General features: G+C 71.8%; 26 protein-coding genes and 4 pseudogenes. 17 read left to right on the top strand and 13 right to left on the bottom strand.

The window, feature by feature from the left end:
* Nucleotides 1-337 precede the first annotated feature (337 nt).
* The gene (locus ACP4J3_RS45215) at nucleotides 338-1408 is read right to left on the bottom strand and encodes a zinc-dependent alcohol dehydrogenase family protein (RefSeq protein ID WP_426543109.1); all 1071 of its coding nucleotides are present in this window, start codon (nucleotides 1406-1408) and stop codon (nucleotides 338-340) included.
* Nucleotides 1409-1635: 227 nt separating this feature from the next.
* Between ACP4J3_RS45215 and ACP4J3_RS45210 the strand changes: the two genes are divergently transcribed.
* Together ACP4J3_RS45210 and ACP4J3_RS45205 are read left to right on the top strand one after the other, a co-directional pair.
* The gene (locus ACP4J3_RS45210; protein WP_426543107.1) at nucleotides 1636-2028 is read left to right on the top strand and encodes an STAS domain-containing protein; all 393 of its coding nucleotides are present in this window, start codon (nucleotides 1636-1638) and stop codon (nucleotides 2026-2028) included.
* 30 nt (nucleotides 2029-2058) lie between these two features.
* Nucleotides 2059-2532: an N-acetyltransferase family protein gene (locus tag ACP4J3_RS45205; RefSeq protein ID WP_426543105.1), complete on the top strand. Its 474-nt coding sequence runs from the start codon at nucleotides 2059-2061 to the stop codon at nucleotides 2530-2532.
* A gap of 11 nt (nucleotides 2533-2543) precedes the next feature.
* Here the strand turns inward: ACP4J3_RS45205 and ACP4J3_RS45200 are convergent, their stop codons facing one another.
* Complete coding sequence (locus ACP4J3_RS45200; RefSeq protein WP_426543111.1) at nucleotides 2544-3077, bottom strand: GNAT family N-acetyltransferase; 534 nt, start codon at nucleotides 3075-3077, stop codon at nucleotides 2544-2546.
* A gap of 77 nt (nucleotides 3078-3154) precedes the next feature.
* The gene (locus ACP4J3_RS45195) at nucleotides 3155-3577 is read right to left on the bottom strand and encodes a hypothetical protein (RefSeq protein WP_426543103.1); all 423 of its coding nucleotides are present in this window, start codon (nucleotides 3575-3577) and stop codon (nucleotides 3155-3157) included.
* Nucleotides 3578-4407: 830 nt separating this feature from the next.
* Here ACP4J3_RS45195 and ACP4J3_RS45190 point away from each other — a divergent pair.
* Nucleotides 4408-4983 carry an Rv1733c family protein gene (locus ACP4J3_RS45190; RefSeq protein WP_426543101.1) on the top strand — a complete coding sequence of 192 codons (576 nt, stop codon included), beginning with the start codon at nucleotides 4408-4410 and terminating at the stop codon, nucleotides 4981-4983.
* Between the two features lie 193 nt (nucleotides 4984-5176).
* Nucleotides 5177-5599 (top strand): annotated as a pseudogene (locus ACP4J3_RS45185) (CBS domain-containing protein); the annotation flags it as partial.
* Nucleotides 5600-5644: 45 nt separating this feature from the next.
* Here ACP4J3_RS45185 and ACP4J3_RS45180 read toward each other — a convergent pair.
* On the bottom strand, nucleotides 5645-5935 hold the full coding sequence (locus ACP4J3_RS45180; RefSeq protein WP_426543099.1) for a DUF1876 domain-containing protein: 291 nt from the start codon (nucleotides 5933-5935) through the stop codon (nucleotides 5645-5647).
* Nucleotides 5936-5945: 10 nt separating this feature from the next.
* A complete protein-coding gene (locus ACP4J3_RS45175) occupies nucleotides 5946-7292 on the bottom strand; it encodes a nicotinate phosphoribosyltransferase (protein WP_426543097.1) in 1347 nt (448 codons plus the stop codon).
* A gap of 179 nt (nucleotides 7293-7471) precedes the next feature.
* On the opposite strand from ACP4J3_RS45175, the gene ACP4J3_RS45170 reads away from it, so the two are divergent.
* On the top strand, nucleotides 7472-8497 hold the full coding sequence (locus ACP4J3_RS45170; protein ID WP_426543095.1) for a 6-phosphofructokinase: 1026 nt from the start codon (nucleotides 7472-7474) through the stop codon (nucleotides 8495-8497).
* Nucleotides 8498-8516: 19 nt separating this feature from the next.
* Here ACP4J3_RS45170 and ACP4J3_RS45165 read toward each other — a convergent pair whose 3' ends face one another.
* A complete protein-coding gene (locus ACP4J3_RS45165) occupies nucleotides 8517-9407 on the bottom strand; it encodes a universal stress protein (protein WP_426543093.1) in 891 nt (296 codons plus the stop codon).
* 269 nt (nucleotides 9408-9676) lie between these two features.
* On the opposite strand from ACP4J3_RS45165, the gene ACP4J3_RS45160 reads away from it, so the two are divergent.
* On the top strand, nucleotides 9677-10729 hold the full coding sequence (locus ACP4J3_RS45160) for a class I fructose-bisphosphate aldolase (RefSeq protein ID WP_426543091.1): 1053 nt from the start codon (nucleotides 9677-9679) through the stop codon (nucleotides 10727-10729).
* A gap of 208 nt (nucleotides 10730-10937) precedes the next feature.
* On the opposite strand, the gene ACP4J3_RS45155 is transcribed toward ACP4J3_RS45160, so the two are convergent.
* A complete protein-coding gene (locus ACP4J3_RS45155; protein ID WP_426543089.1) occupies nucleotides 10938-11276 on the bottom strand; it encodes a hypothetical protein in 339 nt (112 codons plus the stop codon).
* Between the two features lie 74 nt (nucleotides 11277-11350).
* Here ACP4J3_RS45155 and ACP4J3_RS45150 point away from each other — a divergent pair, with 74 nt between their 5' ends.
* Entirely contained in the window at nucleotides 11351-11806 is a 456-nt protein-coding gene (locus ACP4J3_RS45150) for a hypothetical protein (RefSeq protein ID WP_426543113.1), read from the top strand.
* 90 nt (nucleotides 11807-11896) lie between these two features.
* Here ACP4J3_RS45150 and ACP4J3_RS45145 read toward each other — a convergent pair.
* From ACP4J3_RS45145 to ACP4J3_RS45135, 3 genes and pseudogenes are all read right to left on the bottom strand, one after another.
* A pseudogene (locus ACP4J3_RS45145) lies at nucleotides 11897-12097 on the bottom strand (ATP-binding cassette domain-containing protein); the annotation flags it as partial.
* A gap of 20 nt (nucleotides 12098-12117) precedes the next feature.
* Complete coding sequence (locus ACP4J3_RS45140; protein ID WP_426543087.1) at nucleotides 12118-12489, bottom strand: DUF4333 domain-containing protein; 372 nt, start codon at nucleotides 12487-12489, stop codon at nucleotides 12118-12120.
* 378 nt (nucleotides 12490-12867) lie between these two features.
* A pseudogene (locus tag ACP4J3_RS45135) lies at nucleotides 12868-13164 on the bottom strand (peptidase dimerization domain-containing protein); the annotation flags it as partial.
* A 213-nt stretch (nucleotides 13165-13377) separates the two neighbouring features.
* On the opposite strand from ACP4J3_RS45135, the gene ACP4J3_RS45130 reads away from it, so the two are divergent.
* On the top strand, nucleotides 13378-13704 hold the full coding sequence (locus ACP4J3_RS45130; protein WP_426543085.1) for a LysR substrate-binding domain-containing protein: 327 nt from the start codon (nucleotides 13378-13380) through the stop codon (nucleotides 13702-13704).
* 457 nt (nucleotides 13705-14161) lie between these two features.
* On the opposite strand, the gene ACP4J3_RS45125 is transcribed toward ACP4J3_RS45130, so the two are convergent.
* Nucleotides 14162-15874, bottom strand: coding sequence for an IlvD/Edd family dehydratase (locus tag ACP4J3_RS45125; RefSeq protein ID WP_426543083.1), 1713 nt, complete (start codon nucleotides 15872-15874; stop codon nucleotides 14162-14164).
* A gap of 49 nt (nucleotides 15875-15923) precedes the next feature.
* Between ACP4J3_RS45125 and ACP4J3_RS45120 the strand changes: the two genes are divergently transcribed.
* The 7 genes and pseudogenes from ACP4J3_RS45120 (at nucleotide 15924) to ACP4J3_RS45090 (ending at nucleotide 21462) form a co-directional block, all read left to right on the top strand.
* The gene (locus tag ACP4J3_RS45120) at nucleotides 15924-16751 is read left to right on the top strand and encodes an IclR family transcriptional regulator (RefSeq protein ID WP_426543081.1); all 828 of its coding nucleotides are present in this window, start codon (nucleotides 15924-15926) and stop codon (nucleotides 16749-16751) included.
* A gap of 91 nt (nucleotides 16752-16842) precedes the next feature.
* Nucleotides 16843-17703 carry a fumarylacetoacetate hydrolase family protein gene (locus tag ACP4J3_RS45115; protein WP_426543079.1) on the top strand — a complete coding sequence of 287 codons (861 nt, stop codon included), beginning with the start codon at nucleotides 16843-16845 and terminating at the stop codon, nucleotides 17701-17703.
* 11 nt (nucleotides 17704-17714) lie between these two features.
* The gene (locus tag ACP4J3_RS45110; RefSeq protein WP_426543078.1) at nucleotides 17715-18731 is read left to right on the top strand and encodes a zinc-dependent alcohol dehydrogenase; all 1017 of its coding nucleotides are present in this window, start codon (nucleotides 17715-17717) and stop codon (nucleotides 18729-18731) included.
* Nucleotides 18728-19090, top strand: a pseudogene (locus ACP4J3_RS45105) (hypothetical protein); the annotation flags it as partial. The gene ACP4J3_RS45110 and the pseudogene ACP4J3_RS45105, both read left to right, overlap by 4 nt.
* A 321-nt stretch (nucleotides 19091-19411) precedes the next feature.
* Nucleotides 19412-20404 carry a dihydroxyacetone kinase subunit DhaK gene (dhaK, locus tag ACP4J3_RS45100; protein ID WP_426543077.1) on the top strand — a complete coding sequence of 331 codons (993 nt, stop codon included), beginning with the start codon at nucleotides 19412-19414 and terminating at the stop codon, nucleotides 20402-20404.
* A 46-nt stretch (nucleotides 20405-20450) separates the two neighbouring features.
* On the top strand, nucleotides 20451-21050 hold the full coding sequence (dhaL, locus tag ACP4J3_RS45095) for a dihydroxyacetone kinase subunit DhaL (protein ID WP_426543076.1): 600 nt from the start codon (nucleotides 20451-20453) through the stop codon (nucleotides 21048-21050).
* The gene (locus ACP4J3_RS45090) at nucleotides 21043-21462 is read left to right on the top strand and encodes a PTS-dependent dihydroxyacetone kinase phosphotransferase subunit DhaM (protein WP_426543074.1); all 420 of its coding nucleotides are present in this window, start codon (nucleotides 21043-21045) and stop codon (nucleotides 21460-21462) included. Before dhaL ends, ACP4J3_RS45090 begins: the two co-directional genes overlap by 8 nt.
* A gap of 75 nt (nucleotides 21463-21537) precedes the next feature.
* Here the strand turns inward: ACP4J3_RS45090 and ACP4J3_RS45085 are convergent, their stop codons facing one another.
* A complete protein-coding gene (locus tag ACP4J3_RS45085; protein WP_426543072.1) occupies nucleotides 21538-22089 on the bottom strand; it encodes a TetR/AcrR family transcriptional regulator in 552 nt (183 codons plus the stop codon).
* Nucleotides 22090-22142: 53 nt separating this feature from the next.
* On the opposite strand from ACP4J3_RS45085, the gene ACP4J3_RS45080 reads away from it, so the two are divergent.
* Nucleotides 22143-22913: an SDR family NAD(P)-dependent oxidoreductase gene (locus ACP4J3_RS45080; RefSeq protein ID WP_426543070.1), complete on the top strand. Its 771-nt coding sequence runs from the start codon at nucleotides 22143-22145 to the stop codon at nucleotides 22911-22913.
* A gap of 30 nt (nucleotides 22914-22943) precedes the next feature.
* On the opposite strand, the gene ACP4J3_RS45075 is transcribed toward ACP4J3_RS45080, so the two are convergent.
* On the bottom strand, nucleotides 22944-23639 hold the full coding sequence (locus ACP4J3_RS45075) for a glycoside hydrolase family 75 protein (protein WP_426543068.1): 696 nt from the start codon (nucleotides 23637-23639) through the stop codon (nucleotides 22944-22946).
* A 448-nt stretch (nucleotides 23640-24087) separates the two neighbouring features.
* Here ACP4J3_RS45075 and ACP4J3_RS45070 point away from each other — a divergent pair, with 448 nt between their 5' ends.
* Entirely contained in the window at nucleotides 24088-25068 is a 981-nt protein-coding gene (locus tag ACP4J3_RS45070; RefSeq protein ID WP_426543066.1) for a fibronectin type III domain-containing protein, read from the top strand.
* Nucleotides 25069-25173: the final 105 nt, after the last annotated feature.

Genomic DNA, 25173 nt, shown 5'->3' with positions numbered 1-25173 from the left:
AAGGCCCTCACCCATTTCAAGATCGATCAGCCGTGAGCCCTGTCACCGTCCACAACCTCCCGGGACAGAACACCTAGTCGTCGAGGCCGGTGGAGGGATCCTTGGCCATTTGGTCGGCCGCCTGCGCAAGGTGGTCGAACTCGGCGAGCGTCAGACGGCCGACGTCGGCGAGGGCGTACTGACGGCTGCCTCGTCCGGCGGCAGGCGCCGTCCTCGCCGTCTTCGTCGAGCAGTTGTCTCAAAAGACTCACGCGGGCTCGCTGGGCGGTCGTCCGCCGGTTCCGCCTCGGTCGCGCCCGGCCCGACCTGTTCGGTCACTGCCCGTCACTTCCTCTCGTCAGCCCGCGCGGACGGCGACCATGTCGTGCGGCTCCCCGCCGAGCACGACCTTGAGGGCCCCGGTGTCGGCGGCCCGGCCGAAGACTTCGTACGCCTCCTCCATCCGGTCCAGCGGGAAGACGTGGGTGACCAGGTCCGCGGTGGGCAGCCGCCCGGCCGCCGCCATGCGCAGCAGGGTCGGGGTGGAGTGGGTGTCGACCAGGCCGGTGGTGAGGGTGATGTTCTTGATCCACAGGTCTTCGAGGTGGAGGGTCGCGGGGGCGCCGTGCACGCCGACGTTGGCGACGTGCCCGCCGGGCCGGACCATGCGCGTGCACATCTCGAAGGTCTCGGGGGTTCCGACGGCTTCGATGACCGCGTCGGCGCCCAGGCCGTCGGTGAGGTCGGCGATCAACTGCTCCGGAGCCTCGCGGGCGTCGGCCACGGCATCGGCGCCGAGGTGCCGGGCGGCCTCCAGCCGGGCGGTGGCCAGGTCCACGGCGACGATCTTCTCGGGGCCGAACAGCCGGGCCGTCACGATCGCGGCGAGCCCGATGGGACCGGCCCCGACGACCACGGCGGTGTCACCGGGCCGCACCCGCGCATTGAGCACGCCCACTTCGTAGGCGGTCGGGAAGATGTCGGCCAGCAGGACCGCGTCCTTGCCGTCCAGGCCGCCGGGCAGCGCGTGGACGGAGAGGTCGGCGTGCGGGACGCGCACGTACTCGGCCTGGGTGCCGTCGATCAGGTGGCCGAGGATCCAGCCGCCACCGCCCCGGCACTGGCCGTACATCGCCCTGCGGCAGTACGAGCAGCGGCCGCAGGCGGTGATGCAGGAGACCAGGACCCGGTCCCCCGGCCGTACGGTGCGCACGTCGGCGCCGGTCTCCACGACCTCGCCGACCGCCTCGTGCCCCAGCACCGTGCCGGGGTGCACCTCGGGCACATCGCCCTTGAGGATGTGCAGATCGGTGCCGCAGATGGTGACGGCGTCGACGCGCACGATCGCGTCCGTGGGATCCTTGAGGCCGGGGTCCGGGACGTCCTCCCAGGAGGACTGTCCGGGACCGTGGAAGACGAAGCCCTTCATGACGATCCTTCCCTCCTCTGCCGCTCCGGGGCAATGCAGCCGGTGCCTGCATTGCCCCGCAGGTCCAGCTTGTCCCACCTCGGGCGTCCCCGCGCTTGGGCCGGCAGGCCCGATCGCCCGGCCGCACGGCGCGGGGCGCGGCACGAGGGCCGGTCGGCCCCGTGAGATCGGGCGGCCTGGGCCGACCGGCCCTTCCGCCCGCCCGCCGTACGGGATTCGCTGTGACCATGTCCGAGACCCACACCAGCCGGACCCCACCCCTCTCGGTGCGTGTCGTCGCTGGTACGACCGCGGCGGCACCGCGCGGCGAGATCGATCTCCTCGCGGCGCCGGCCCTGATGGCCCGGCTGGACGCGCTGACGGCCGACGAGTGCCCCGATCTGGTGCTGGATCTGCGGGCCGTGACCTTCATCGACTGCAGCGGGCTCGACGTCCTGTGCCGGACCCGCAACCGCGTCCTGGCCCGGCAGGGCGGGCTGCGGCGGGTCACTCGCAGCCCGCGCTTCCTGCGCCTGCTGCGCATCACCAGTCTGGCGGGCGTGTTCGAGATCCACCCCGACCTGCCCGCGCTCGTCAGGGCGGCGGGGCCGCGACCGTCACGGAAGGTTGAAGCCCCCTAGGGAGAGTATGGGGAGCAGAGGGCGCCTGTCATGATCGTCATCATGGGGATACACATCGCACCGGCCACGGTGACCGACTTCCACCAGGTCCTGACTGATCACTGCCGCTACTGGGGTGAACGCGACCTTCGATCGCTGCACCTTCTCGCCCTGGTGCAGGAGTTCGGTTCCACCTGCTTGGTCGCCCGGGCCGAGGACGGAATCCGCGGGTACATCTTCGGGTTCGTCACCCCGGACGGCAGCGGGTACGTGCACCTGATCGCCACGCGGGATGATGCCCGTGGCGCCGGTCTCGGACGTCGTCTGTACACGGCGTTCGCCGAAGCAGCGGAACGGCATGGTGCACGGAAGTTGAAGGCGATCACGTCAGTCGAGAACACCGGCTCGATCGCCTTCCACCGCAGCCTCGGCTTCGACACGAGGATCGTCGACGACTACAACGGCCCCGGCCAGGCTATGACCGTTTTCCACCGAGATCTGCCGCTCGATGTCCCGCGGCCCTGACCCCCCAACCGTCACCGGTAATAGCTCTCCGACGACAACTCGAACACCCGTACTCGCCGACCGCAGGTGGGATTCACGGTCTCACGGACCGGATACATCCCCAGTTTGGTCATGATCCGTTCCGACGCGTGGTTGCCCACTTGAGCGATGCTGACGATCCGCTCCAGCCCCCGCTCTTCGAACCCGAACCGTACAGCGGCCGCGGCGGCCTCGGTGGCCAGGCCCTGACCCCAGTGGGAACGCCCCAGCCGCCAGCCGACCTCAACCGCCGGCAGTACCTCCGGCAGGAAGTCGGGCACCGAAAGGCCGGTGAACCCGGCCAGCTCGCCAGTGGACCGGATCTCCACGGCGAACAGGCCGAAGCCCTGTGACTCCCACTCGCTCTCCCACGCCTGGACCCCGACGCGGGTCTGTTGTACGTCACGGACGCTGCCGTCACGGATCCACCGCATGACCTCAGGGGCGGCATTGATGGCAGCCATGGGCGCGACGTCCTCCTCGCGCCAGCGACGCAGGATCAAACGAGGAGTCTCAAGCGTGACCATCCGATCATTCTGGATCACCAATGGGCTCTCCGTCATCCTCACCAGGCACTTTCGATACGCACCCAGCGGCTGCCCGCTCACGACCACGGCTGCGGGGAGTCGAGTACCGTGCGCGCCGCGCGCCGCGGCGTGCCGGGGCCCTCGGGGCCGTAGCCGAGCCGTATCAGCATGTGTGCGTGTCCCGGCCCCATGGTCACGGCCTCGCGCAGGTCGGGCCACTCCATCGCCTGGTGCAGCAGGGAGGCGCGCAGTCCGTGGACCGTGGCCACCAGCAGGACGCGTTCGAGTGCCTGCCCGGCGCGCAGCCAGTCGGTGCGGCGGTCGTGCTCGGTGGTGAGCACGGCTATGACGGGAGCCGACTCGTAGGGGCGGGCGATGAGCCGGTCGGGGTGGCGCTGGCCGGTGAAGTCGCGCATGGGGAGCCGTTCCGTGGCGTCCTGCGGGCCCAGCGCCTCCCGTGGCAGGCCGGTCCCGGTCTCGATGTAGGGATCCTGGCGCACGTAGCGGCGGCTCTCGGTGCAGCGGTCCGCGTCCAGGCGGTGCGCCGCTCGCCGTCCGCGGTGAGCGCGAGCAGGCGTGCGGTCTGTGTGTGCGGGGAAGAGGAGCCAGGCGCCCTCGACGGCGGCCGCCGCGGCGAGTTCGACGCGCAGCCGGGCAGGACCGGCCGGTCGGAGAACGGGAAGCGGCTGCTGTGCCGACGCCAGACGGCCTCGTACAGCTCGCTCTCACCCGGTCGCGGGTGGCCGGGCACGGGCTCGGTCGGCCGTAGGGCGGCGAGCAGGTCCGGTTCCTCGGGGCGGGGCAGCAGACGGGTCACCGGGTCCCAGCCGAAGTGAGCCATCGCGACACGGAGGTTGAGCACGCACGCGCCCACCGACAGGTGCAGCGCCCGGCCCTCCGGGTCCGTGTATCGCAGACCCGCTCCCGGGGCGGCACGCACCTCGAAGGTGACCGTCTGCGGGTCCAGGCCGAAGCGCCACGGCTGGGAGTTGTGGGTCGACGGCGCGGCGACCGCGGCCGAGACACAGGTCCCCAGGACCGCGGCATCGAACGATGTGCTGCGCGTGGCGTCCTCCCCTCTGGCCGGAGCGGTGCTGTCTTCGAGCGTGACGGCACGGCCGCTGCGGGGTGAGGGGCCGATGGTCCTTGGTGACGGCCCCTGCGGGCCATGCGTACGCGGCAGGACCGGGCCGATCAGGGCCGAACGTCCCGGATCGGGGCCCGGGTCGGACCCGGTCGGTCCCCCGGGTGCGCCTGACCGGCCCATGCCGCCGACGGGCGCGCACTGCCACGGTCGGGACAACGAGAACGTCGAGGAGGTGCGGACCCCATGAGCGACGGCACATGCGCGAAGAAGCGGTTGTGGCGGTGGCACAGCAACCCGCTGCGGCGGCGTGACGACGTCATCGAGGCCTGGATCGTGCTGGCCGTCTGGGCGGTGATCCTGGTGGGCGGCACTGTCGTCGGGCTCATGACGGCTCAGGCCGCCGACGAGACGTTCACCCGGCAGCGCGCCGAACGGCACTCCGCACGGGCCGTGCTCCTCGCCGACGTTCCCGCATCGGCCGGTGCGGCCGGTGCGACGCGCGCCCTGGCGAAGATCGGCTGGACCGACCCCGACGGCACGGCACACACCGACAGGACCCTGGTGGACACGGGGCAGAAGGCCGGCGCCGAGGTGGCCGTCTGGCTGGACGGCCGAGGCGCCCTGGTCTCCGAGCCGCCGAGCCCCACGGAGGCCGCCATCGAGGCAGGCGTTCTGGGCACGGCCGCCACAGCCGGCCTGGCCGGCGCGGTCATCGGCGCCGGGGCCCTCGCCCGGTGGCGGCTCGACCGGCGGCGCATCGACCAGTGGGGCCGGGAGTGGGACCTGGTGGGGCCGCAGTGGGGGCACAAGACCGGGTGAGCCGGGGCCCCGCCACTCGGCGCCGCGGATCGTGTCCCGCACCAGCAGGTCCTCCGTGCCGTTCGGTCCGCCCCCTCCGGCTCCAGTCGTCCTCAGCCCTTGCCAGTGAACCGGCCCTCACCACGGGAAGGGCGGAGCGACATGCAGCAGCGTACGGTCGCCGACCAGCACCGATTCCGGGCCAAGGCCCACCGGCGTCACGGCCGAGGAGCTGATGTCGGCGCCCGCCGTCTGCGCGCGTCCGTAGTGGAGTGTGGTCGAGGCGGCGCGCCTCATGGCAGCGCAGGGAGTCAAACGGCTGCCCGTCGTGGACGAGGCGAACCGGCTCCGAGGCAGCATCAGCCGCAGCGACCTGCTGCGGATCTTCCTGCGCTCGGACGGCGCCATCAGCGGTGAGATCACCCGGAACGTGCTGCGGCGGGCGCTGCGTCTCACACCCTCGGAGGTGACGGTCACGGTGCACGAAGGGCAGGTGACGCTCGGCGGATCCGTCGAGGCGAGCAGCCTGATCCCGATCATCGAACGGCTGTGCAGGAACGCCGACGGCGTGGTCTCGGTCGCCACGCACATCGGGCGCCGGGTCGACGCGCCCCGGAGCCGGCCGGCGACACTGTGAGCCACGACGACGACAGCGCCGCCACGCAGGCGGCGCTCTCGTCCGTCACACGGGCCAGCCGGCGACTTGGGGCGGTTCCCGCCGCGTCACGGAGGCGCCCATGCCGTCGATGTCGCGTGCGGCGGCATCGACCAGCTGCTGCCCGAGGTCGCGCAGGGCCCTGCCCGCCGCCAGCTCGTCGCCGATCTCGGGCACCTCGGCGTCCGCGGGGTTGCGGTGCGCCGTTCCATGACCGGTGAGCGAGGTGTCGCCGGTGTCCAGCACCACCCGGGCCTTCGTGGTCCCCTCGTCCTCGAAGAGGTAGAGGCGGACCTTCCATTCCGCTGTGTGGGGCATCGCTTCCTCCTCATCCCGGCACTGCCTTCTGCTCGGTCTCGATACGGCGCCGGACCCGCTCGGCGAGCGCGGTCAGCCGTCCGGAGGACGCCGCCCTGGGTGCCAGGGGCGCCCTGATCCGGCGGGCGGCGGACGGCAGCCCTTCGAGATCGGCGGCGAACCGCGCGGCGCACTCGGTGACGGTGGACCGCGCGCCGACGCGTCGGCCGTCCCTCATCACCGTCTCCAGCAGCGGCTCTCCCCCACCCGGCGGCGGCTCGTCGCTCAGTGCGATCACATCCGCGTACCCGGGACGGCGGAACACCTGCTTGCGACCGGGGGCCGTGACCTTCGCCGAGGAAAGCTTCATCACCGGTCGGCCCGCGTACTCCACCAGCTTGTAGGCGGAGTCCAGGAAGGGGGCGTCGGCCGAGACGCCGACCCGGGTGCCGACGGCATAGACGTCGATCGGCGCCCCGGAGCGGACCAGGTCGTCGACGGCGTACTCGTCGAGACCGCCGCTGGCGATGACGCGGACGTCCGGCAGCCCGGCGGCGTCGAGGATCCGGCGCGCCCGTGCGGCCAGGGCGCCGAGGTCCCCGCTGTCCAGCCGCACCGCCGAGCCCGGCCCGCGGGCCGCGAGGTCGAGGTCACCGAGCACGCGCGCCGCGACCCGCACGCCCGCCTCCGTGTCGTAGGTGTCCACCAGGAACGTCACCGGACCGGGGTGGCACCGGGCGAAGGCACGGAACGCCTCCTCCTCGGTGCCGAACGCCTCCACGTACGAGTGGGCCATCGTGCCGACGGCCGGGACCGCTTCCGCGCTCGCGGCGGCGACATTGCTGGTTCCGGCGAAACCCACCATCGCGCCCAGCCGGGCCGCCTGATAGCCGGCGTGGGTGCCATGGGTGCGGCGCAGGGAGAAGTCCACGACCGGATGCCCCGCCGCGGCGAGGACGCATCGGGCGGCCTTGGAGGCGATCGCCGTCTGGTGACTGACCTGGTTCAGTACATACGTCTCGACGAGCTGCGCCTGCGGCAGCGCAGCGGTCACCTCCAGCAGCGGCTCGCCGGCCAGCACGATCCGGCCCTCCGGCACCGCCCGCACCACGCCGGTGAACTCCAGGCCGAGCAGCGGCGCAAGATCCTTCTCGGGCCGGTGCAGCGCCGCGGCGAAGGCGGCGACGTCCTCGGGGCCGACGCGGAAGCCGGTCAGGTGGTTCAGGGCCGACTCCACACCGGCCGCGACCAGGAAGCCGCGCTCGGGCGGCAGCTCGCGGACGAACAGGCTGAACGTCGCCGGCCGGGTCATGTCCTCACGCAGGTACGACAGGGCCATCGTGACCTCGTACAGGTCGGTGGTCGTCGCGTCGGACATCGGCGTCACCTCCGCTGCCCCCGCTCTCCATGATCCGACACCCGCAGGGCCGCGTCACGGGGCCGACGGTCCTCGGCCGCGGGGCCGGGGCGGCTCGCCGACCGGCTCCCCGGCGCTCATGCTGGAGGGAGAGTCACCTGGCTCTGCGAGTGTCCCTCCACGCCGAGAAGGGAGGAGCCATGAAGATCGGAGTGCTGACCGGTGGCGGCGACTGTCCCGGCCTCAACGCCGTGATCCGCAGCGTCGTCCGCAAGGGAGTCCAGGAGTACGGCTTCGAGTTCGCCGGCCTGCGGGACGGCTGGCTCGGTGCGCTCCAGGGCAAGGTCGTGCCGCTGGACGTCTCCAGTGTCCGCGGGATCCTGCCACGCGGCGGAACCATCCTCGGGTCCTCCCGCACCAACCCGTTGAAGCACGAGGACGGAGTGCGGCGCATCCAGGACACGCTTGCCGCGCACCAGGTGGACGCGCTCGTCGTGATCGGCGGCGAGGACACGCTCGGGGTCGCCACGGAGCTGAGCCGTCAGGGGGTCGACCTGGTCGGCGTGCCGAAGACCATCGACAACGACGTCGCCGGCACCGACTACACCTTCGGCTTCGACACGGCCGTCGGCATCGCCACGGATGCCATCGACCGCCTCCACACCACCGCCGAGTCGCACATGCGCACCCTGGTGGTGGAGGTGATGGGCCGGCACTCGGGGTGGATCGCCCTGCACGCGGGCGTCGCGGGCGGCGCCAACGTGATCCTCATCCCGGAGCGGCCGTTCGACATCGAGCAGGTCTGTGCGTGGGTGAAGAACCGCTTCAAGATCCATTACGCGCCGATCGTCGTCACCGCCGAGGGGGCCACCCCCAAAGAAGGGCAGATGATCCTCAAGGACCAGTCGCTGGACGAGTACGGCCATGTGCGGCTCTCGGGCATCGGCGAGTGGCTCGCCCAGGAGATCCAGGCCCGCACGGGCACGGACGCCCGTACCACCGTCCTCGGCCACGTCCAGCGCGGCGGCACGCCGAGCCCCTTCGACCGCTGGCTGGCCACGCGCTTCGGGCTGCACGCCGTCGACGCGGTCAAGGACGGCGACTTCGGCACCATGGTGGCCCTGCACGGCACCGACATCGTCCGCATCCCCCTCGCCGACACCCGGGCGAAGACCAAGCAGGTGGATCCGTCGCTGTACGACGAGTTCGGAGTGTTCTTCGGCTGACGGCTGACGCTCCCGACGGTCAGCCGGCGTGCGGTACGACCGCCACCGGGCGGCGCGCGTGGTGCAGGACGGCGCGCGTCACCGGCCCCAGTCGGCCCTCGGCCGCGCGGGAGTCGGTGCGGCGGCCCACGACCAGCAGGTCGGCTTCCCGGGACGCGTTCAGGAGGGCCAAGGCCGGGTGGAGCAGGACGACGTCGGTACGGGTCGTCACGTCCGGATACTTCTCCCGCCAGGTGCGCAGAGCGTCGGACAGCCGCAGGACCTCCTGATCCTCCCAGGTGGCGCGGTCCTCCTCCGTCACGAACAGCGTCTGGGGAGACACCGCCTCGGCGGGAAGCGCCCAGGCCTGGACCGCGCGCAGCGGCACCCGGCGCGCCTCGGCGGCCGCGAACGCGAAGTCCACCACCTCACCGACCGGACGACGCGCGTCGAAACCCACCACGACCTCGCCGACGGCGCGCGCCGCCCGGGTCGCGTCCGCGAAGCCCGCGGAGGACCGTTCGGGCACCAGCACGACAGGGCAGGCGGCTGCCGCCGCCGTCCGGAAGGCCACCGAGCCGACCGCGAGGCCGTCGAAGCCGCCCGAGCCCCGCGCCCCGACCACCAGCACCCCGGCACTGGGTGTCGCGGTGAGAAGTGCCGGGGCCGGAGGGCCGGCCACCTGCTCGCCCCGCACCTGCAGGTCCGGGTGGCAGGCAGCGAGTTCGCCGATCGCCCGCTCCAGCAGTCGCTCACCCACCTGGTGCAGCGTTTCCGCCGCCGCGTCGGGGACGACATCGCCCGGCAGCCGTGGCGCGGCGTGCACGAGACGCAGCGGAACGCCGCGCAGCAGCGCCTCCCGCGCGGCCCAGTCGGCTGCGGCCAGGCTGCGCTCGGATCCGTCGATACCCGCCAGCACCGGGTGACTCATCACGCCCTCCTTCGCCCGCCGCGCACCGTCGACTCCCCTCCCATCCCTCCCACTGTTCCACGGCGGACTCCCGAAGGCCCTGGTGAAAGAGCCGGCCGGCGCGCCGCCCCGCTCCACCGCAGGGCCTATGGAGTCTGCGGGCCGACCGACCTCCGCGAAGGGCCGAATGGACTCTGCCCAGCGATCACGGGCGCATCGCATGGTGGACGGTGAACCGACGTGACCGTACGGACCACGGTGGGATGCCGCGAGACAGGAGAGGCGGAGCGATGACCGACATCCAAGGCCTGCTGGGCGACGAGGCGAAGGACCTGCTGACCCACACCGTCCAGGGGATTCCCAGGGAGGACCTGGTGCTGCCGGGTCATGACTTCGTCGACCGGGTCGTGGCCGCGACCGACCGCTCGCCCCAGGTGCTGCGCAACCTTCAGTCCCTCTTCGACCACGGCCGGCTGGCCGGAACGGGATACGTGTCGATCCTGCCGGTCGACCAGGGCATCGAGCACTCCGCGGCCTCCGCGTTCGCCCCGAACCCCCGCTACCTCGACCCGAAGAACATCGTCGAACTCGCCGTCGAGGGCGGCTGCAACGCCGTCGCCAGCACGCTCGGCGTGCTCGGGGCCGTCTCGCGGCGCTACGCGCACAAGATCCCCTTCATCGTGAAGCTCAACCACAACGAGCTGCTGACCTATCCGAACCACTACGACCAGATCCTGTTCGGCGACGTCCAGCAGTGCTTCGACCTCGGCGCGGCCGGCGTCGGCGCCACGGTCTACTTCGGCTCGGAGCAGGGCGACCGCCAGTTGCGGGAGGTCAGCGAGGTGTTCGCGCGGGCGCACGAGTTGGGCATGTTCACCGTGCTGTGGTGCTATCTGCGCAACTCGGCGTTCAAGAAGGACGGCGTGGACTACTCGGTGGCGGCCGACCTCACCGGTCAGGCCAACCATCTCGGCGTGACGATCGAGGCCGACATCGTCAAGCAGAAACAGCCGGAGAACAACGGCGGTTACCGCGCGCTGGGCTTCGGCAAGACCGACCCGCTCGTGTACGGCACGCTCGCCACCGACCACCCGATCGACCTCACCCGCTGGCAGGTGGCCAACTGCTACATGGGCCGCGTCGGGCTCATCAACAGCGGCGGAGCCTCGGCCGGAGCCGACGACCTCGCACAGGCCGTCCGGACCGCGGTGATCAACAAGCGAGCGGGCGGCACCGGCCTCATCACCGGCCGCAAGGCCTTCCAGCGGCCCACGACGGAAGGCATCGAACTGCTCCACGCCGTCCAGGACGTCTACCTCGACGACAGCGTCACCGTCGCCTGACCGAGGACCGGCCTGGGAGCGTCCATCCGGGCAGCACGGCAACCCGTGGTTCGCGACACGAGGGATCCCGAGCACGCAGCGCCCCACCGTCGGCGGCATCGCCGGTGCGCGGCTCGTCCTCCCCGCCGTCATCGTCGCGCAGGGCGGCTCGGACGAGGGGCACAGTAGGGCCCGTGTCCGCCGCTGGGCCTGGGCCGTCGGCACAGCATCAGTCCGCCGTCTGTGCCGGGCTTGCCGTCACCTTCCGCAGCAGCGGACGGCTCCCGGCCAGCGCGCCGACGGCCAGGCAGAGCGCCGGCTGTACGACGCCGGAGGTGTTGATGGTGGTGCCGGCCGCCTTGTTGAGCTGCATGGCACCGAAGGCGCCCATCGCGGTGGTGCCGCCGGCCAGGACGGTCAGCGGGATGACCGTCTCGCGGATCCGGGCCCGGTCCAGCACCTGCAACGGGGTGCCGGCCAGTCGCAGCAGGCCGTACGTCCGGCGCCGGTCGAGGACGTTTGCGGCGGCGGTGAGGCCGGCGGAGGCGGCTGCGACGAGGAAGCCCAAGCACCAGGGTCGCGGTGCTGACGGTGGTGACGCGGGCGGTGGCGGTGTCGTCCGAGGCGGTCACATAGTCCTGGGTGAGCGGGTACCTGCCCGCCCCGAGGGGCGTCAGGGCGGTGACGGCGGTGTCGATGCGCTCCTGCCCGCCGGAGACATGGGCGATCACGCCGTTGACACCGCCCAGCAGGCTGTCGTATTCGTCCTCGCTGGTGACGGCGACGGTCGCGGTGACGCCCGCCCCGCGCAGTGCCGTACGGGCCTCGGTGGCGGCGTGCCGAGCGTCGGCGGCGTTCGCGGTGATCACCGCCACCTGGCCCTCATGGCTCGGGCCTTCGGAGCCCAGCGTGCTGACGGAGAAGAATCCGGCCACGAACCCGGCGAGCACCAGGCCGCTGACGGTGCGCCAGGCGCCGCGCGGGTCGTCGCTGAGGCGGCGGGCGGCCAGCAGCGTGGCCGGGCGCTTGGCACGGCGGCCCACGATCCGGCCCAGCCGGTCCACGACCCAGGGACCCAGCAGCCGGAACGCGCCGTAGAAGAGCGCCAGCAGGGCGAGCAGTTGCCGGGTCTTGAGCTGGCCGCTGTCGCCCGTGGTCATCCAGAGCCGGGGGGACCCCCATCTCGCTTCGCTCGCCGCGCAACAGGACTTGGCCGTCGTCGGGGCGGATGATCCCGGCCAGGGTGTGCAGCAGGGTGGACTTGCCGGACCCGGACGGGCCCATGATCGCCAGCGAGTCGCGCTCGCCGACCTCCACGTCGACGCCTGCCAGGGCGGTGGTGGAGCCGTACTTCTTGATCAGGCCGTATCCGGCCAGGACGGTGCTCATGGTCTGTCGTCGCCTCTTTCTCAGCGCTCGAATGTCCAGGTGACGCTGTGGGCGCCGGCCTTGGTGACACGGACGGGTATGCGCACGCTCTCGCCGTCGCTCTTGGTGCCGGTGCAGGTGATGGCGGCCCCGGTCACCGCCTTGAGGCCGCTCGGGCAGGTGACGGAGGTGACCTTGCTGCCCACCCAGGGCAGCGGGTGGTACTTGCTCTGGGTGCGGCCCGCGACGATGCTCGCCGCGAGCGCCTTGTGGCCGTCCACCGATGTGGTGCTGTAGTCGTCCAGGCGACTGGTCGACTCGGTGCCGGAGAACAAGTAAGTGCCGAGGCCGCCGAGTGCGACCACGGCGGCGAGGCCGCCTATGACGCCGACGGCGAACTTGCTGCGCTGCATCGCGTGCTCCTGAGGTCCTTGTCCGTGGGTGAGGATGCGACACCACCCTCGCCCGCGGGCCCGCACGCGCACCTCGGCCATAAGGTCAGCGTTCTCGCCGGGCCCCTCGGCCGAACGGCCGATCCGGCCGTGCGCCGCCTCGCCTACCGTGATCGGCGTGAACACTGTTTCCCCCGGAGGGCTGCGCCGTCGGCCTCCTCCTGGCCGCGGGCGTCGTCGACGTCGTTCTCTACGCAGGCTCCGGCGCAGCGAGCGTCCTCCCTCGCCTCGGCCCTCCTCACCGCCGCTTCGCTGCTGGTCCGAGATGAGGTCGTGTTCGGCCCGGGCGAGATGATGATCCTTCTGAGCCTGCTCTTCATCGCGGTACGGCACTGCCCGTCAGGCTGGGCCGTGGGGTGCGCCGTCCTGCGACGTGACGCTGAGCAGCGACGTGATGGGCCTGGAGGTAATCGCCGCCGACCTGCACGACTTCGAGGGTTCCTCACCGCCATGGATGACGGAGGCATGGACGGTGCCGGTCCCCAGGAGGGGGTGGGCCGGACCCTCGGCGAGGCGTCGGCCCAGGTCCTCCAGGGCCACGAGGAAGTGCCCGGCCTTGGCGATGGCGTCGATGCCGAGATCGGGCCGCGAACCGTGCGCGGCGCGGCCTTCGACCTCCACGTCGTACCAGGCGAAGCCCTTGTGGGCGAGGGTGACTTCGAGGTGGCTCGGCTAGGTGACGATCGCCGCGTCGGCCGTGAAGGACTCCAGCACCTCCTCGGTGCCGAGGCTGCCGGAGGAAGACCTGCTCGACGACCCCCTCCACCTTGCGCTGCCTCAGCCCCATGACCAGGCGACTCCGACGACCCGACGGCGGCGCTCCGCTCCCTCGCCGGCCACCCCTGGGTGATGGAACCCGAGGGCACAGCCGCCCGGCACTCGGCCATGACCATGACCCTGTGCCGCAACGTCGGCTTCGAGTCCGACGTACGGTTCGAGACCGCCGACCTCCTGTTCCACCAGCGCCTCGTCGAGCAGAAACACTCCGCGGCTTTCCTGCCCTGCCTTGTCTGGAGCGGACAGCCGCCGACCGTCGCCCTGCGGCAACTCCCCCGCGGCCGGCACAAGCGCCGCATCGTCACCGTCGTACGCCAAGGCCGCAGCCCGCACCCTGCCATCCAGGCGTGCCGGGACGCTCTTCATCGCGCGGTCGCCGTCCGCTCCAGCCAGGCATGAGCCGGTCCGGTAGGTGGATCACAGGGGCCGGCATCCCCACCCGTGCGGCGGAGCACACCATCTCGATACGCCCGAGGCGTGGTTCCAGGTAGCGCAACTTCGCAGGCCGACCAAGAGGGGTGGTGCGGGTCTTCGAGTACGTCCGGCACTGCCCCATCTTCCGGCCCGCATGCCGGGGTGCAAGGCTTGGGCCCGACGAAAGTCCGAATTGCCCGAATTAAGCGAGCGCGCCGTTCAAACGGCGTGGGGACGTGTCGCCTCGTCGAGAAGATCGAGCAGGTGGCGGTGAGGGGCCGGGGCGGCGCTCTGGTCATGCCGAGTTCGCAGGTCCGGTTGACGGGGGCGTGGGCGGCATCCCGCGGAAGTTGCGGCGGGTGTCGACCAGTACTTCAGCGGCAGGCCTTGCGCGGCGGCGAGCGCGTGGCCGGGGTGCGGAGCCTTCACGGCGCGGGGCCGGTCAGTGCGACTCACGGCTGACCTCCGACCCGCTGGATCCGGTGAGGAAGTCCAGGTCGGCGCCGGTGTCGGCCTGCTGGACATGGTCGACGTAGAGCCGTTCCCAGCCTCGGCGAGGGGCGGCGAAGCCGGCGACGGTCGCCTCGTTGGGGATGCGTCGGGCGAGTTCGTCGGCGGGGACTTCGACGTCGATACGGCGGGCCTCGACGTCCAGGCTGATGATGTCCCCGGTGCGCACCAGGGCGAGGGGGCCTCCGGCGGCGGCCTCGGGGGCGACGTGCAGCACGACCGTGCCGTAGGCGGTGCCGCTCATCCGGCCGTCGCAGACGCGGACCATGTCACGCACGCCTCGTTCGAGCAGTTTCCTGGGCAGGGGCATGTTGGAAACCTCCGGCATGCCCGGGTAGCCCTTGGGGCCGCAGCCGCGCAGGACCATGACGCAGTCGGCGTCGATGTCGAGGTCCGGGTCGTCGACGCGGGCGTGGAAGTCCTCGATGCTGTCGAAGACGACCGCCCTGCCGCGGTGGCGCAGCAGGTGCGGCGAGGCCGCCGCCGGCTTGATCAGGGCGCCCCGGGGGGCGAGGCTGCCGCGCAGGACGGCGATGCCGCCCTCCGCCACCAGCGGCTTCTGCCTGGTGCGGATCACCTCGGGGTCCCAGATCGGCGCGTCGTCGAGATGGTCCACCAGCGGGGCCCCGGTGACGGTCAGCGCCTCGGGGTCGAGCAGATCGCGGACCTCGCGCAGGACGGCGGGCAGCCCGCCGGCCCGGTGGAAGTCGTCCATGAGGAACCGTCCGGCCGGCAGCAGGTCCACCAGGACCGGCACCCGGGAGCCGATGCGGTCGAAGTCGTCCAGGGTCAGGTCGATGCCGAGGCGGCCGGCGATCGCGAGGAGGTGGACGACGGCGTTGGTGGAGCCGCCGACGGCCGCGAGCGCCACGATGGCGTTGTGGAAGGAGGCCTTGGTCAGGAAGGTGCCGGGCCTGCGGTCGGCGGACACCATGTCCACCGCGAGGCGTCCGGTGCCGTGCGCGGCCTCCAGCAGGCGGCTGTCGGGGGCCGGGGTGCCGGCGGTGCCGGGCACGGTGGTGCCGAGCGCCTCGGCGACGATGGCCATCGTGGACGCGGTTCCCATGGTGTTGCAGTGCCCGCGGCTGCGGATCATCGCGGACTCGGAGCGGGTGAACTCCTCGTTCGACAGCGTGCCGGCCCTGACCTCCTCCGACAGCCGCCACACGTCGGTGCCGCAGCCCAGCGGCGCGCCCCGGAACGTGCCGGTCAGCATGGGGCCGCCGGGGACGACGACGGCGGGCAGGTCGACGGAGGCGGCGGCCATCAGCAGCGAGGGGATGGTCTTGTCACAGCCGCCGAGCAGGACGACGCCGTCGATGGGGTTGGCCCGCAGCATCTCCTCCGTGGCCATGGCCGCCATGTTGCGCCAGAGCATGGCGGTGGGGCGCATCTGGGTCTCGCCCAGGGAGATCACGGGAAGTTCCAGCGGGATGCCGCCCGCCTCGTACACACCGTTGCGGACCGAGGCGGCCACCTCGGTCAGGTGTGCGTTGCACGGCGTCAGATCGGAGGCGGTGTTGGCGATGGCGATCTGCGGACGGCCCGTGAACGCGTCGCCCGGCACGCCTCGGCGCATCCAGGCCCGGTGGATGTAGGCGTTGCGGTCCTGACCCGCGTACCACTGTGCGCTGCGGAGCTTCACAGACGGCTCATTTCATTAATCGGTACGACGGTCTACAGTCTGGAACAGGATGGAGCATACGCAGACGTACGACGCATCAACAGACCCCGCGGACGAGAAGAACGCCGAACGCGGCGACGCCCACCGCCTGGTGGGGTCCGACCGGGTGCTGGCCGTACTCAAGGAACTCGCCCGTCACCCCGACGGCGTCGGACTGGAGGAGATGACACGGGCGATCGGCGCGCCGAAGCCGACGGTGCACCGGGCGTTGGGCTCCCTGCGCCGCGCCGGTCTCGCCGACCAGGACGGGCGCGGTCACTATGTGCTGGGCGACGAGTTCCTCCGCATGGCCTTCGCCCACCACGCGGCCCGCCCGGAACACGTGCGCATCAGTCCGCTGCTGGACACTCTGGCCACCCGGTTCGGCGAGACCGCGCACTACGCCGTACTCGACGGCCACGAGGTGGTCTACCGGGCCAAGGTGGACCCGCCCAGTGGCGCGGTGCGGCTCACCTCCACGGTGGGCGGACGCAACCCGGCACACTGCACCGCCGTCGGCAAACTGCTGCTCTCGTACCGGCTGCCCACTCTGGAGGCGGTCCGGGACTGGGTCGGCGCCGATCCGCTCCAGCGCCGGACGGCACGGACCAGGTGCACCGCGGAAGAGCTGCACCAGGAGTTCGAGCTCATCCGGGAACGCGGCTACGCCGTCGACGACCAGGAGAACGAAACGGGGGTCAGCTGCGTCGCGCTGCCCGTCTACGCGGGCTCACCCGCCGCTCCCACGGGCGCGATCAGCGTGAGCGCAGTGGCCTACCGCACCCCGCTACCTGCCCTGACGGACGCCGTCGAGGAGATCAGAGGTCTGCTCGGCGTCCTGGGAACGGCTCGCCCATGACCCCCGCGAACTCCGCCACAGCGGATACATTCCGGCCGCCCTCACGCGCCACCTGACCTGTCGTCACCGACTCACCCTGGAGAACCGTCCCGTGTACCTCATGCGCATCGGCGCGCCGGGCGCCGAGAAGCCTGTCGCCCGTATCGATGACGACACCTACATCGACCTGTCGGATGTCGTCACCGACTTCGACGAAGCCTTCTTCGGCTCCGGCGGCATCGACCGTGTCCGTCCCGTCGTGGCCGAGCGCGCCGCCGCCGGTCAGGTGTCCCGCTTCGCCGGGGAGCGGATCGGCGCACCGATCGCCCGGCCGCACCAGATCCTGTGCATCGGCCTGAACTACCGTGACCATGCGGCCGAGAGCGGGATGGCGGTGCCCGACGAGCCGATCCTGTTCACCAAGTCACCCAACACGCTCGTCGGCCCGAACGACGACGTACGCATCCCCCGCGGCTCCACCAAGCCGGACTGGGAGGTGGAGCTGGGCATCGTCATCGGCAGGCGCACCAGCTACCTGGACTCGGTGGCCGAGGCCCGCGACGCCATCGCCGGCTATCTGGTCGTCAACGACGTCAGCGAACGCGCCTTCCAATTGGAACGCGGCGGGCAGTGGGCCAAGGGCAAGTCCGCCGAGACCTTCAACCCCGCCGGTCCGTGGCTCGCCACCACCGACGAGATCGACGACGTCCTCGCCCTGGACATGTGGCTGGACGTCAACGGTGTCCGGCGCCAGAACGGCAGCACCAAGACGATGATCTTCGATCCGTACTTCATCGTTCACCACCTCAGCCAGTTCCTCGTCCTCGAACCGGGCGACCTGATCAACACCGGGACCCCGCCCGGCGTCGGCATGGGGTTCGACCCGCCGCTGTGGCTGCAGCCGGGCGACGTCATGGAACTGGGCATCCGGCACCTGGGCCGCCAGCGGCAGAACGTGCTCGGACCCCGGTGAACGACGCACACATGCGCGCGTTCGTCCTGACGGCACCCGGCGCGTACGAGGTTCAGCAGGTGCCCTCACCGGTGGCGGCTCCCGGCGAGGTGGTGGTCGACGTCGAACGGGTCGGCGTCTGCGGAACCGACGTCGAGTTCTTCACCGGCGAGATGGCCTACCTCCACACCGGCCATGCCTCCTACCCCTTGCGTCCGGGCCATGAGTGGTCCGGACGGGTGAGCGCGGTCGGTCACGGCGTGGACCCCGCCTGGACCGGGCGGCGGGTCATGGGCGACACCATGCTGGGTGACGGCACCTGCCGACGCTGCCGCAAGGGGCACCAGCACGTGTGCGAGAAGCGCCAGGAGGTGGGCATCCGCGGGGATCGGCCCGGTGCGCTGGCCGAACGTCTGGCCGTGCCGGTCTCCTCGCTGCACGCCCTGCCCGACAGCGTCGACGCCGTCCTCGGTGCCCTGGTGGAGCCCGGCGGCAATGCCCTGCGCGCCGCGCAGGCCGCCGACCTCAAGCCCGGGGACCGCGCCCTGGTCCTCGGGCCGGGGACGATCGGCCTGCTGGTCGCGATGTTCGCCCGCACCACCGGTGCCGAGGTGCACCTGATGGGACAGACCGACGAATCCCTCGCGTTCGCCCGCAGCCTCGGCTTCGAGCACGTCTGGCGGGAGAACCACGTTCCCGACCTGTCCTTCGACGCCGTCGTGGACGCCTCGAACGCCGTCCACCTGCCCGCCGCCGCCCTCGACCTGGTCGAGCCCGGCGGCCGGGTCGTCTTCATCGGGCTGGCGGGCGAGCCGAGCCGGATCGACACCCGCACCCTGGCGTTGAAGGACGTGACCGCCGTCGGCATCCTGTCCGCCTCCCCCGGCCTGGACGCCACCATCCGCGCCTACGCCGACAGAACCGTCGACCCTAGACCACTGGTCGCCGCCACCGTCGGCCTCGGCCAAGTCGGCGCCGTCCTGGCCGGCCGGCGTCCACCGAACGCCGGACCCGGCCCGAAGATCCACGTCGATCCGCGTCTGCCCTGACCCAGGAGCCCGATTCCCGGCCTGCCCTCCAGCGGGCCGAGCCCGGATGGAGAGGTACCGCAGACGGTACGGAGCCGTCATACGGACGCGCGACCCGATCAACCGACCACCGTCTGACATACCGAACAGCAGCGGGTGCAAGGCGAGTTCCTCAGTTCCCTCCCCAGCCTCGTCAAGGCCGCGGAAGACACCCGCAACCTGTACGAGGACACCACCACCGCCGCCACCCCGACCTTCACCGGGTCACGGCTTCGTCCGCGGGCACCGAGCTGGTGGACATCACCTACGCGAGCGGCGGCAGCACCACCCGCAAGGCCACCATCCAGGTGAACGGCCAGTACGCATACGTCGGTTCCGCCAGAACAACCGACGGTGGACCCTCAACTGGCACCCGCCGGAGGTCGGGGCTCTGGAGGAAGGCACGCGCCGGTACGCCTGCGCACGTGACCTTCACTGCTGTAAGGGCGATACTGCCGACACCAGGGCTCCGGCCACGACACACGGCACGACCACAGGCACCTGACGACCCGTCACCAAAGTCAGTATTAAGTCAGCATCAGTACCGCCGGAACCCGCCCCCCGACCGCTACGAACCGCCAAGATCGACAGCTGGCCCGACCTGCTCCGACCTGGTTAAACGCAGGAAGCGACCTAGCTGCCAGTCTCACCAGGAGGTATCAATGAAGATGCTGATCAACGTCGCGGAATCCGTGGTCGCGGACGCCCTGCGCGGAATGGCCGCCGCCCACCCCGAGCTGGTCGTGGACGTGGACAAGCGGGTGATCGTACGGCGGGACGCACCCGTGGCGGGGAAGGTCGGCCTGGTCTCCGGCGGCGGGTCGGGGCACGAGCCGCTGCACGGGGGCTTCGTGGGTCCGGGGATGCTGTCGGCGGCCTGTCCGGGCGAGGTGTTCACCTCGCCGGTGCCCGACCAGATGGTGCGTGCCGCGGCGGCCGTGGACAGCGGGGCCGGTGTGCTGTTCATCGTGAAGAACTACACGGGCGACGTCCTCAACTTCGACATGGCCGCCGAACTCGCCGAGGACGAGGGCATCCAGGTCGCGAAGGTGCTCGTCAACGACGACGTGGCGGTGACCGACAGCCTCTACACGGCCGGACGGCGCGGCACGGGCGCGACGCTGTTCGTGGAGAAGATCGCCGGCGCCGCCGCGGACGAGGGGCAGCCGCTGGAGCGGGTGGAGGCGATCGGGCGGCAGGTCAACGACAGCTCCCGCAGCTTCGGCGTCGCCCTCAGCGCCTGCACCACGCCCGCCAAGGGCAGCCCCACCTTCGATCTGCCGCCCGGCGAGCTGGAGTTGGGCATCGGCATCCACGGCGAGCCCGGCCGGGAGCGGCGGGCGATGATGACGTCGGGTGAGATCGCCGACTTCGCGGTGGGCGCCGTCCTGGACGACATGACGCCGCGCAACCCCGTCCTCGTCCTGGTCAACGGCATGGGCGGGACACCGCTGTTGGAGCTGTACGGCTTCAACGCCGAGGTCCAGCGGGTGCTCACCGAACGCGGTGTCACCGTCGCCCACACCCTGGTCGGCAACTACGTCACCTCGCTCGACATGGCCGGCGCCTCGGTCACCCTGTGCCAGGTCGACGAGGAGCTGCTGCGGCTGTGGGAGGCGCCGGTGAACACGCCGGGGCTGCGGTGGGGTATGTGATCGGGAGCCGGACGACCGCAACGCACCTGTCATGCAAGGAGATCCAGTGCTCGACGCCGAATTCTTCCGCCGTTGGATGACGGCCACCGCCGCCTCCGTGGACCGTGAGGCGGAACGGCTCACCGCTCTCGACTCGCCCATCGGCGACGCCGACCACGGCAGCAATCTGCAGCGCGGGTTCACCGCCGTGACGGCGGAGCTGGAGAAGGAGGCACCGGCCACGCCGGGTGCGATCCTGATCCTCGCCGGACGGCAGCTCATCTCGACGGTCGGCGGGGCGTCGGGGCCGCTGTACGGGACGCTGCTGCGCCGTACCGGCAAGGCCCTCGGGGACGCCGGTGAGGTCAGCGAGGACGAGTTCGCCAAGGCACTGCGGGCCGGGGTGGACGCGGTCATGACGCTCGGCGGCGCGGCGCCGGGTGACAAGACCATGATCGACGCGCTGGTGCCGGCGGTGGACGCGCTCGGCGACGGCTTCGTCGCGGCGCGGGCCGCCGCGGAGGAGGGTGCCCTGGCGACGACGCCGTTGCAGGCCCGCAAGGGGCGGGCGAGTTATCTCGGGGAGCGCAGCATCGGGCATCAGGACCCCGGTGCCACGTCCTCGGCGCTGCTGATCGCGGCACTGACGGAGGCGGCCGGTGAGTGACGACAAGGGCGAGGGGCTCGTCGGCATCGTGCTGGTCTCGCACAGCGCTCAGGTGGCGGCGTCGGTGGCCGAGTTGGCGCGGGGGCTCGCTGGCGGCACCACTGCGGTGCCGGTGGCCCCGGCGGGCGGTACCGAGGGCGGCGAACTCGGCACCAGCGCCGAACTGATCGCGGCGGCGGCCGCTTCGGTGGACCGCGGCGCCGGGGTCGCGGTGCTCACCGACCTGGGCAGCGCCGTCCTCACCGTGAAGGCCCTGCTCGCCGAGGGCGACGAACTCCCGGACAGCACACGCCTGGTGGACGCGCCGTTCGTCGAGGGCGCGGTGGCGGCGGTGGTCACCGCGGCCACCGGCGCCGATCTGGCGGCGGTGGAGGCCGCGGCCTCGGAGGCGTACACATACCGGAAGGTGTGAAGCGGGCGTCGCCCTTGCGGTCGGCTGGCTCGGCGGCACATGTGTGCCCGCCACATATCGCCCGGCGCCGGTCTTCTACGCGCCCCCCTCCGCCACCACACCCAGCGCCAGACGCAGTGCCGCCGTCAGTTCCGCCTGTGCCGTCTCCCGGTCGGGTTGGGTGTCGACGGTGTGCCACGCATAGTGCTCGACCGCCGCGCGCAGGGCCGCGTTCAAGGTCGCCGCCTGGATCGTCGGGCGCAGGTCGTCGGCGGGGAGGCCGGCGCGTTCGGCGAGGGTGCGAGCGAACGCCGGTTCGGCCTCGTCGTAGGTCTGGAGCCAGATCGCGCGCAGTCCGGGCTCGGTGCGGGTCAGTCGTACCAGCGCGCCGACGGTCACGCGGTCGGGTCCGGCGAGGGCGGGGCTCTCGTCCGCGAGTCCCCGGTCGAGGAGGTGCTCCAGCGGCTGCCCGGGGCGCCACCGCCGCAGGCAGTCGGCGATCATGTCGATCCCGGCCGAGCACAGCGGCCGTACGCAGCTCTCCTTGCTCGGGAAGTAGCGCCACACGGTCCGCGCGGAGACGCCGACCGCCGCCCCGATCTGCTCACCCGTCGTCGCCGCCACGCCCTGGGTGACGAACAGGTCCACCGCGGCGCGCGCGATCTCACCCCGCCCCGCTGACTCATGGATGGGAGCACCACATGGCCACCGGACCGGACGGACGCAGCGTCATCGTCACCGGAGCGGGCTCGGGCATCGGGCGCGCGGCCGCCCTGGCCTTCGCCGGGCAGGGCGTCACAGTGGTGGCGGCGGACCTCAACGCCGAGGGCGCGAAGGAGGTCGTCGAGCAGATCGAGGAGGCGGGCGGCGTTGCGGTCGCGGTGGTGGGCGACCTGAGCGAGCAGGCCGTCGTCGACCGCGTCGTCGAGACCAGCGTCGAGCGCTTCGGCGGCGTGGACGTCCTGGTCGACAACGCGGGGATCATGGACCGCATGTCGGCACTGGCGGACGTCACCGACGCCGAGTGGGAGCGGGTCATCCGGGTCAATCTCACCGCCCCCCTTCCTGCTCACCCGCGCGGTGCTGCCGCACATGCTGAAGGCGGGCAGGGGGGCGATCGTGAGCACGGCGTCCGAGGCCGGTCTGCGCGGCAGCGCGGCAGCGCGGCGGGTGCGGCGTACACGGCGTCGAAGCACGGGGTGGTGGGGCTGACCAAGTCCCTCGCGGTGATGTACCGCAAGCAGGGCATCCGCGCGAACGCGATGGCTCCCGGCGGCACGCAGACCGGCATCGTGGTGGACGCCGCGCAGGACTCGCACGGACCGGCGGCGCTCGGCCCGCACTTCGTCAACATCGGCAAGCCGGCCCGGGCCGGGGAGCAGGCCGCCGCGATCGTGTTCCTCGCCTCGGACGCGGCGAGCAACATCAACGGCGCGATCCTGCCGGTCGACGACGGCTGGGCGGCGGTCTGACGCCTCGCCACAAAGCAGCGCGCATGCGCCTCATCCACCTCGCACGAACTCCCTCGCCATCTGCTCCCCGGCCGCCACGGCGGCCGCGGCGTCCTCGATCGGCGTCACCCGGGTGTCCTTGAAGACGATGTAGGTGACGCCGGATGCGGTGCCGCCGGTCTGCGGGTCGGGTGGGATGCCGAGCGCCTCGGCGGCGGCGTACGACGCCTCGCCGATGATGTCGTGCGGACCGACGTCGCCGACGACCGCGTACTGCACCCGGTCCCGGTACACGACGGCCGCGACGGAGCCGCCACGGATGCCGTGGGCGGCGTAGTCCCAGATCTCGCTCGGGGTGGGCACGACGATGTACGGCAGATGTTCGGCGCTCAGGTACCGGCCGTCGGACTGCCGGAAGGCCGTCGCTTCGGAAAAGTAGGGATCCGTGCGGGCGTTGCAGTGGTCGGTGGGCTGCCCGTCGCAGTCGATGTCCATGTCGGCCTTCCAGAACACGACATCGTCCGCCCCGCAGACCGGGATCGTCGCGGGCGCGCCGCCGTCGCTGCGATAGTGCCCGCGGGACACGGGGGTGCAGTCACGGACCTTGGACAGCAGGTCGGCGGCGCCGACGTCGGCCTCGCGGTGCACCTCGGGTCCGTCCTGGACGTCGAGCGGATCGGGGGGCGGCAGGGTGGGGGCGAGCAGAGCGGCGCCTGCCGCGGCCAGCGTCAGCGACTGGAAGCGCACGATGAGGAACCCTCTCGCCGGGGGCGCCGGCGGACACACAACTGGGCGGCGACGAACGCCCGGCCCCATATACCGGCGTTTGGATCATGCTGCCACTCGAGAGGTGCAAATGGCGCAAACCCGGCGACACGACACCGGCCCCCTTAACTCTCCGCCAGGCGCCGGGGGCCTGAGCCCGCACCGGACCCCGACCCGCCGGCCACCCGCGTCCGGCGCCGGATCAGCGACGACAGCGGCCCGCGCCGGGCGGCACGAACTCCCCATCCCCCAAGGAGAGTTCGGCCGCGAGGAGCTTCAGCATACGTAATCCGCCGGGCGCATCACCAACGCCCGACGAGACATCGGCGACCGGCGGGCTCACCGGCGACCGCCCTCTTGATGTGGTCGCGTCAGCGCGTCATATTGGTCCGGACCATTGCCGTGAGGCCGCCCCCCGGGAGGCAGAGTCGTGCGACGCGTTCTCGTTCTCGCTTCCGCCGTCTGCGCGATGCTGGCGCTGCTCTCCTCCTGTGCGTGGGTCGGGGCGGACGGCGACGGTGGCGGACCATTGCCCGCGGCGCCCACGGGTGTCACGGCCGACGCGGGAAGCGCGACCAGCGTGCATGTCATGTGGAACGCGGTCTCGGCCGAACGCGGCATCCGGGGCTATGAGGTGTATCGCGGCCCCACAAAGGTCAAGGAGGTGGCGGGCTCGGAACACATGGTGGATGTCACCATGCTCGAGCCGTCCACCACCTATGCCTTCAGCGTGCGGGCCCGTGACACGGACGGGCGTCTCGGCCCGCCCAGCAAGGTGGTCCGGGCGACCACTCCGGCGGCCGTGGCCGCCGACGACAAGGCCCCGGCACGACCGGGGCAGGCCACCGGCCGGGCGGTCGGCAGCAGGGCGGTCCAGCTCTCGTGGGCGACCGCGGCGGACGACCGGGATGTGGTGTCGTACGACATCTATCAGGGCGACACAAAGATCCACAGTGTGGGCGGGAACCAGACGGCGACCGTGGTCACCGGGCTGAGGCCGGGCACCCGTTACTCGTTCACCGTCCGGGCGCGCGACGCCGCCGACAACCTCTCCCCGCCCACGGCGGCCGTCCGCATCGCCACCCCGGGCACCGACGACGGACGCGGCACCGCACCCACCGGCTTCCGGGCCACGACCCATCGCGCGGACGGGGCCTACCACCTCGACCTGAGCTGGGTGCCGCCACGCGCCGACGGTGTCGTCACCGAGTACCAGATCCAGCTCGACGGCCGTGCGGCGACCTCGCTGGTGTACGGCGCGAGCCCGCCGCGCGAGCGGGCCACGTACAGCTTCTACCTGGGCCCCGAGAGCGGCGTGAGCCACCGGGTACGGATCCGGGGCCGGCTGCCGGACGGCACCTGGGGCGGCTTCTCGGCGGAGGAGACGGTGACCACCGGCGAGCAGGGCTGACATGGGGTCCGATGTCCCCCGGGTGCAGCAGCGAGTCACCTGTCCGGGGCCGGCCCGCATGCGGGCCGGCCCCGGGGCGCGTTGGCTTCCCCTGAGGCAGCACGG

The sequence above is a fragment of the Streptomyces sp. UG1 genome, from assembly GCF_049974585.1.
Lineage (GTDB): Bacteria > Actinomycetota > Actinomycetes > Streptomycetales > Streptomycetaceae > Streptomyces.
Note: the sequence above shows the minus strand (reverse complement) of the source record. Positions and strands in the feature narration are given on the sequence as shown.

Bases quoted from the DNA above. Each gene is read 5' to 3' on its own strand.
- ACP4J3_RS45140 (WP_426543087.1), bottom strand. From the start codon at position 12,489: ATGCAGCGCAGCAAGTTCGCCGTCGGCGTCATAGGCGGCCTCGCCGCC.
- ACP4J3_RS45120 (WP_426543081.1), top strand. From the start codon at position 15,924: ATGGAGCATACGCAGACGTACGACGCATCAACAGACCCCGCGGACGAG.
- ACP4J3_RS45110 (WP_426543078.1), top strand. From the start codon at position 17,715: ATGCGCGCGTTCGTCCTGACGGCACCCGGCGCGTACGAGGTTCAGCAG.
- ACP4J3_RS45080 (WP_426543070.1), top strand. From the start codon at position 22,143: ATGGCCACCGGACCGGACGGACGCAGCGTCATCGTCACCGGAGCGGGC.
- ACP4J3_RS45170 (WP_426543095.1), top strand. From the start codon at position 7,472: ATGAAGATCGGAGTGCTGACCGGTGGCGGCGACTGTCCCGGCCTCAAC.
- ACP4J3_RS45180 (WP_426543099.1), bottom strand. From the start codon at position 5,935: ATGCCCCACACAGCGGAATGGAAGGTCCGCCTCTACCTCTTCGAGGAC.
- dhaK (WP_426543077.1), top strand. From the start codon at position 19,412: ATGAAGATGCTGATCAACGTCGCGGAATCCGTGGTCGCGGACGCCCTG.
- ACP4J3_RS45205 (WP_426543105.1), top strand. From the start codon at position 2,059: ATGATCGTCATCATGGGGATACACATCGCACCGGCCACGGTGACCGAC.
- ACP4J3_RS45130 (WP_426543085.1), top strand. From the start codon at position 13,378: ATGGAACCCGAGGGCACAGCCGCCCGGCACTCGGCCATGACCATGACC.
- ACP4J3_RS45165 (WP_426543093.1), bottom strand. From the start codon at position 9,407: ATGAGTCACCCGGTGCTGGCGGGTATCGACGGATCCGAGCGCAGCCTG.
- ACP4J3_RS45210 (WP_426543107.1), top strand. From the start codon at position 1,636: ATGTCCGAGACCCACACCAGCCGGACCCCACCCCTCTCGGTGCGTGTC.
- ACP4J3_RS45160 (WP_426543091.1), top strand. From the start codon at position 9,677: ATGACCGACATCCAAGGCCTGCTGGGCGACGAGGCGAAGGACCTGCTG.
- ACP4J3_RS45175 (WP_426543097.1), bottom strand. From the start codon at position 7,292: ATGTCCGACGCGACGACCACCGACCTGTACGAGGTCACGATGGCCCTG.
- ACP4J3_RS45190 (WP_426543101.1), top strand. From the start codon at position 4,408: ATGAGCGACGGCACATGCGCGAAGAAGCGGTTGTGGCGGTGGCACAGC.
- ACP4J3_RS45215 (WP_426543109.1), bottom strand. From the start codon at position 1,408: ATGAAGGGCTTCGTCTTCCACGGTCCCGGACAGTCCTCCTGGGAGGAC.
- ACP4J3_RS45200 (WP_426543111.1), bottom strand. From the start codon at position 3,077: ATGGTCACGCTTGAGACTCCTCGTTTGATCCTGCGTCGCTGGCGCGAG.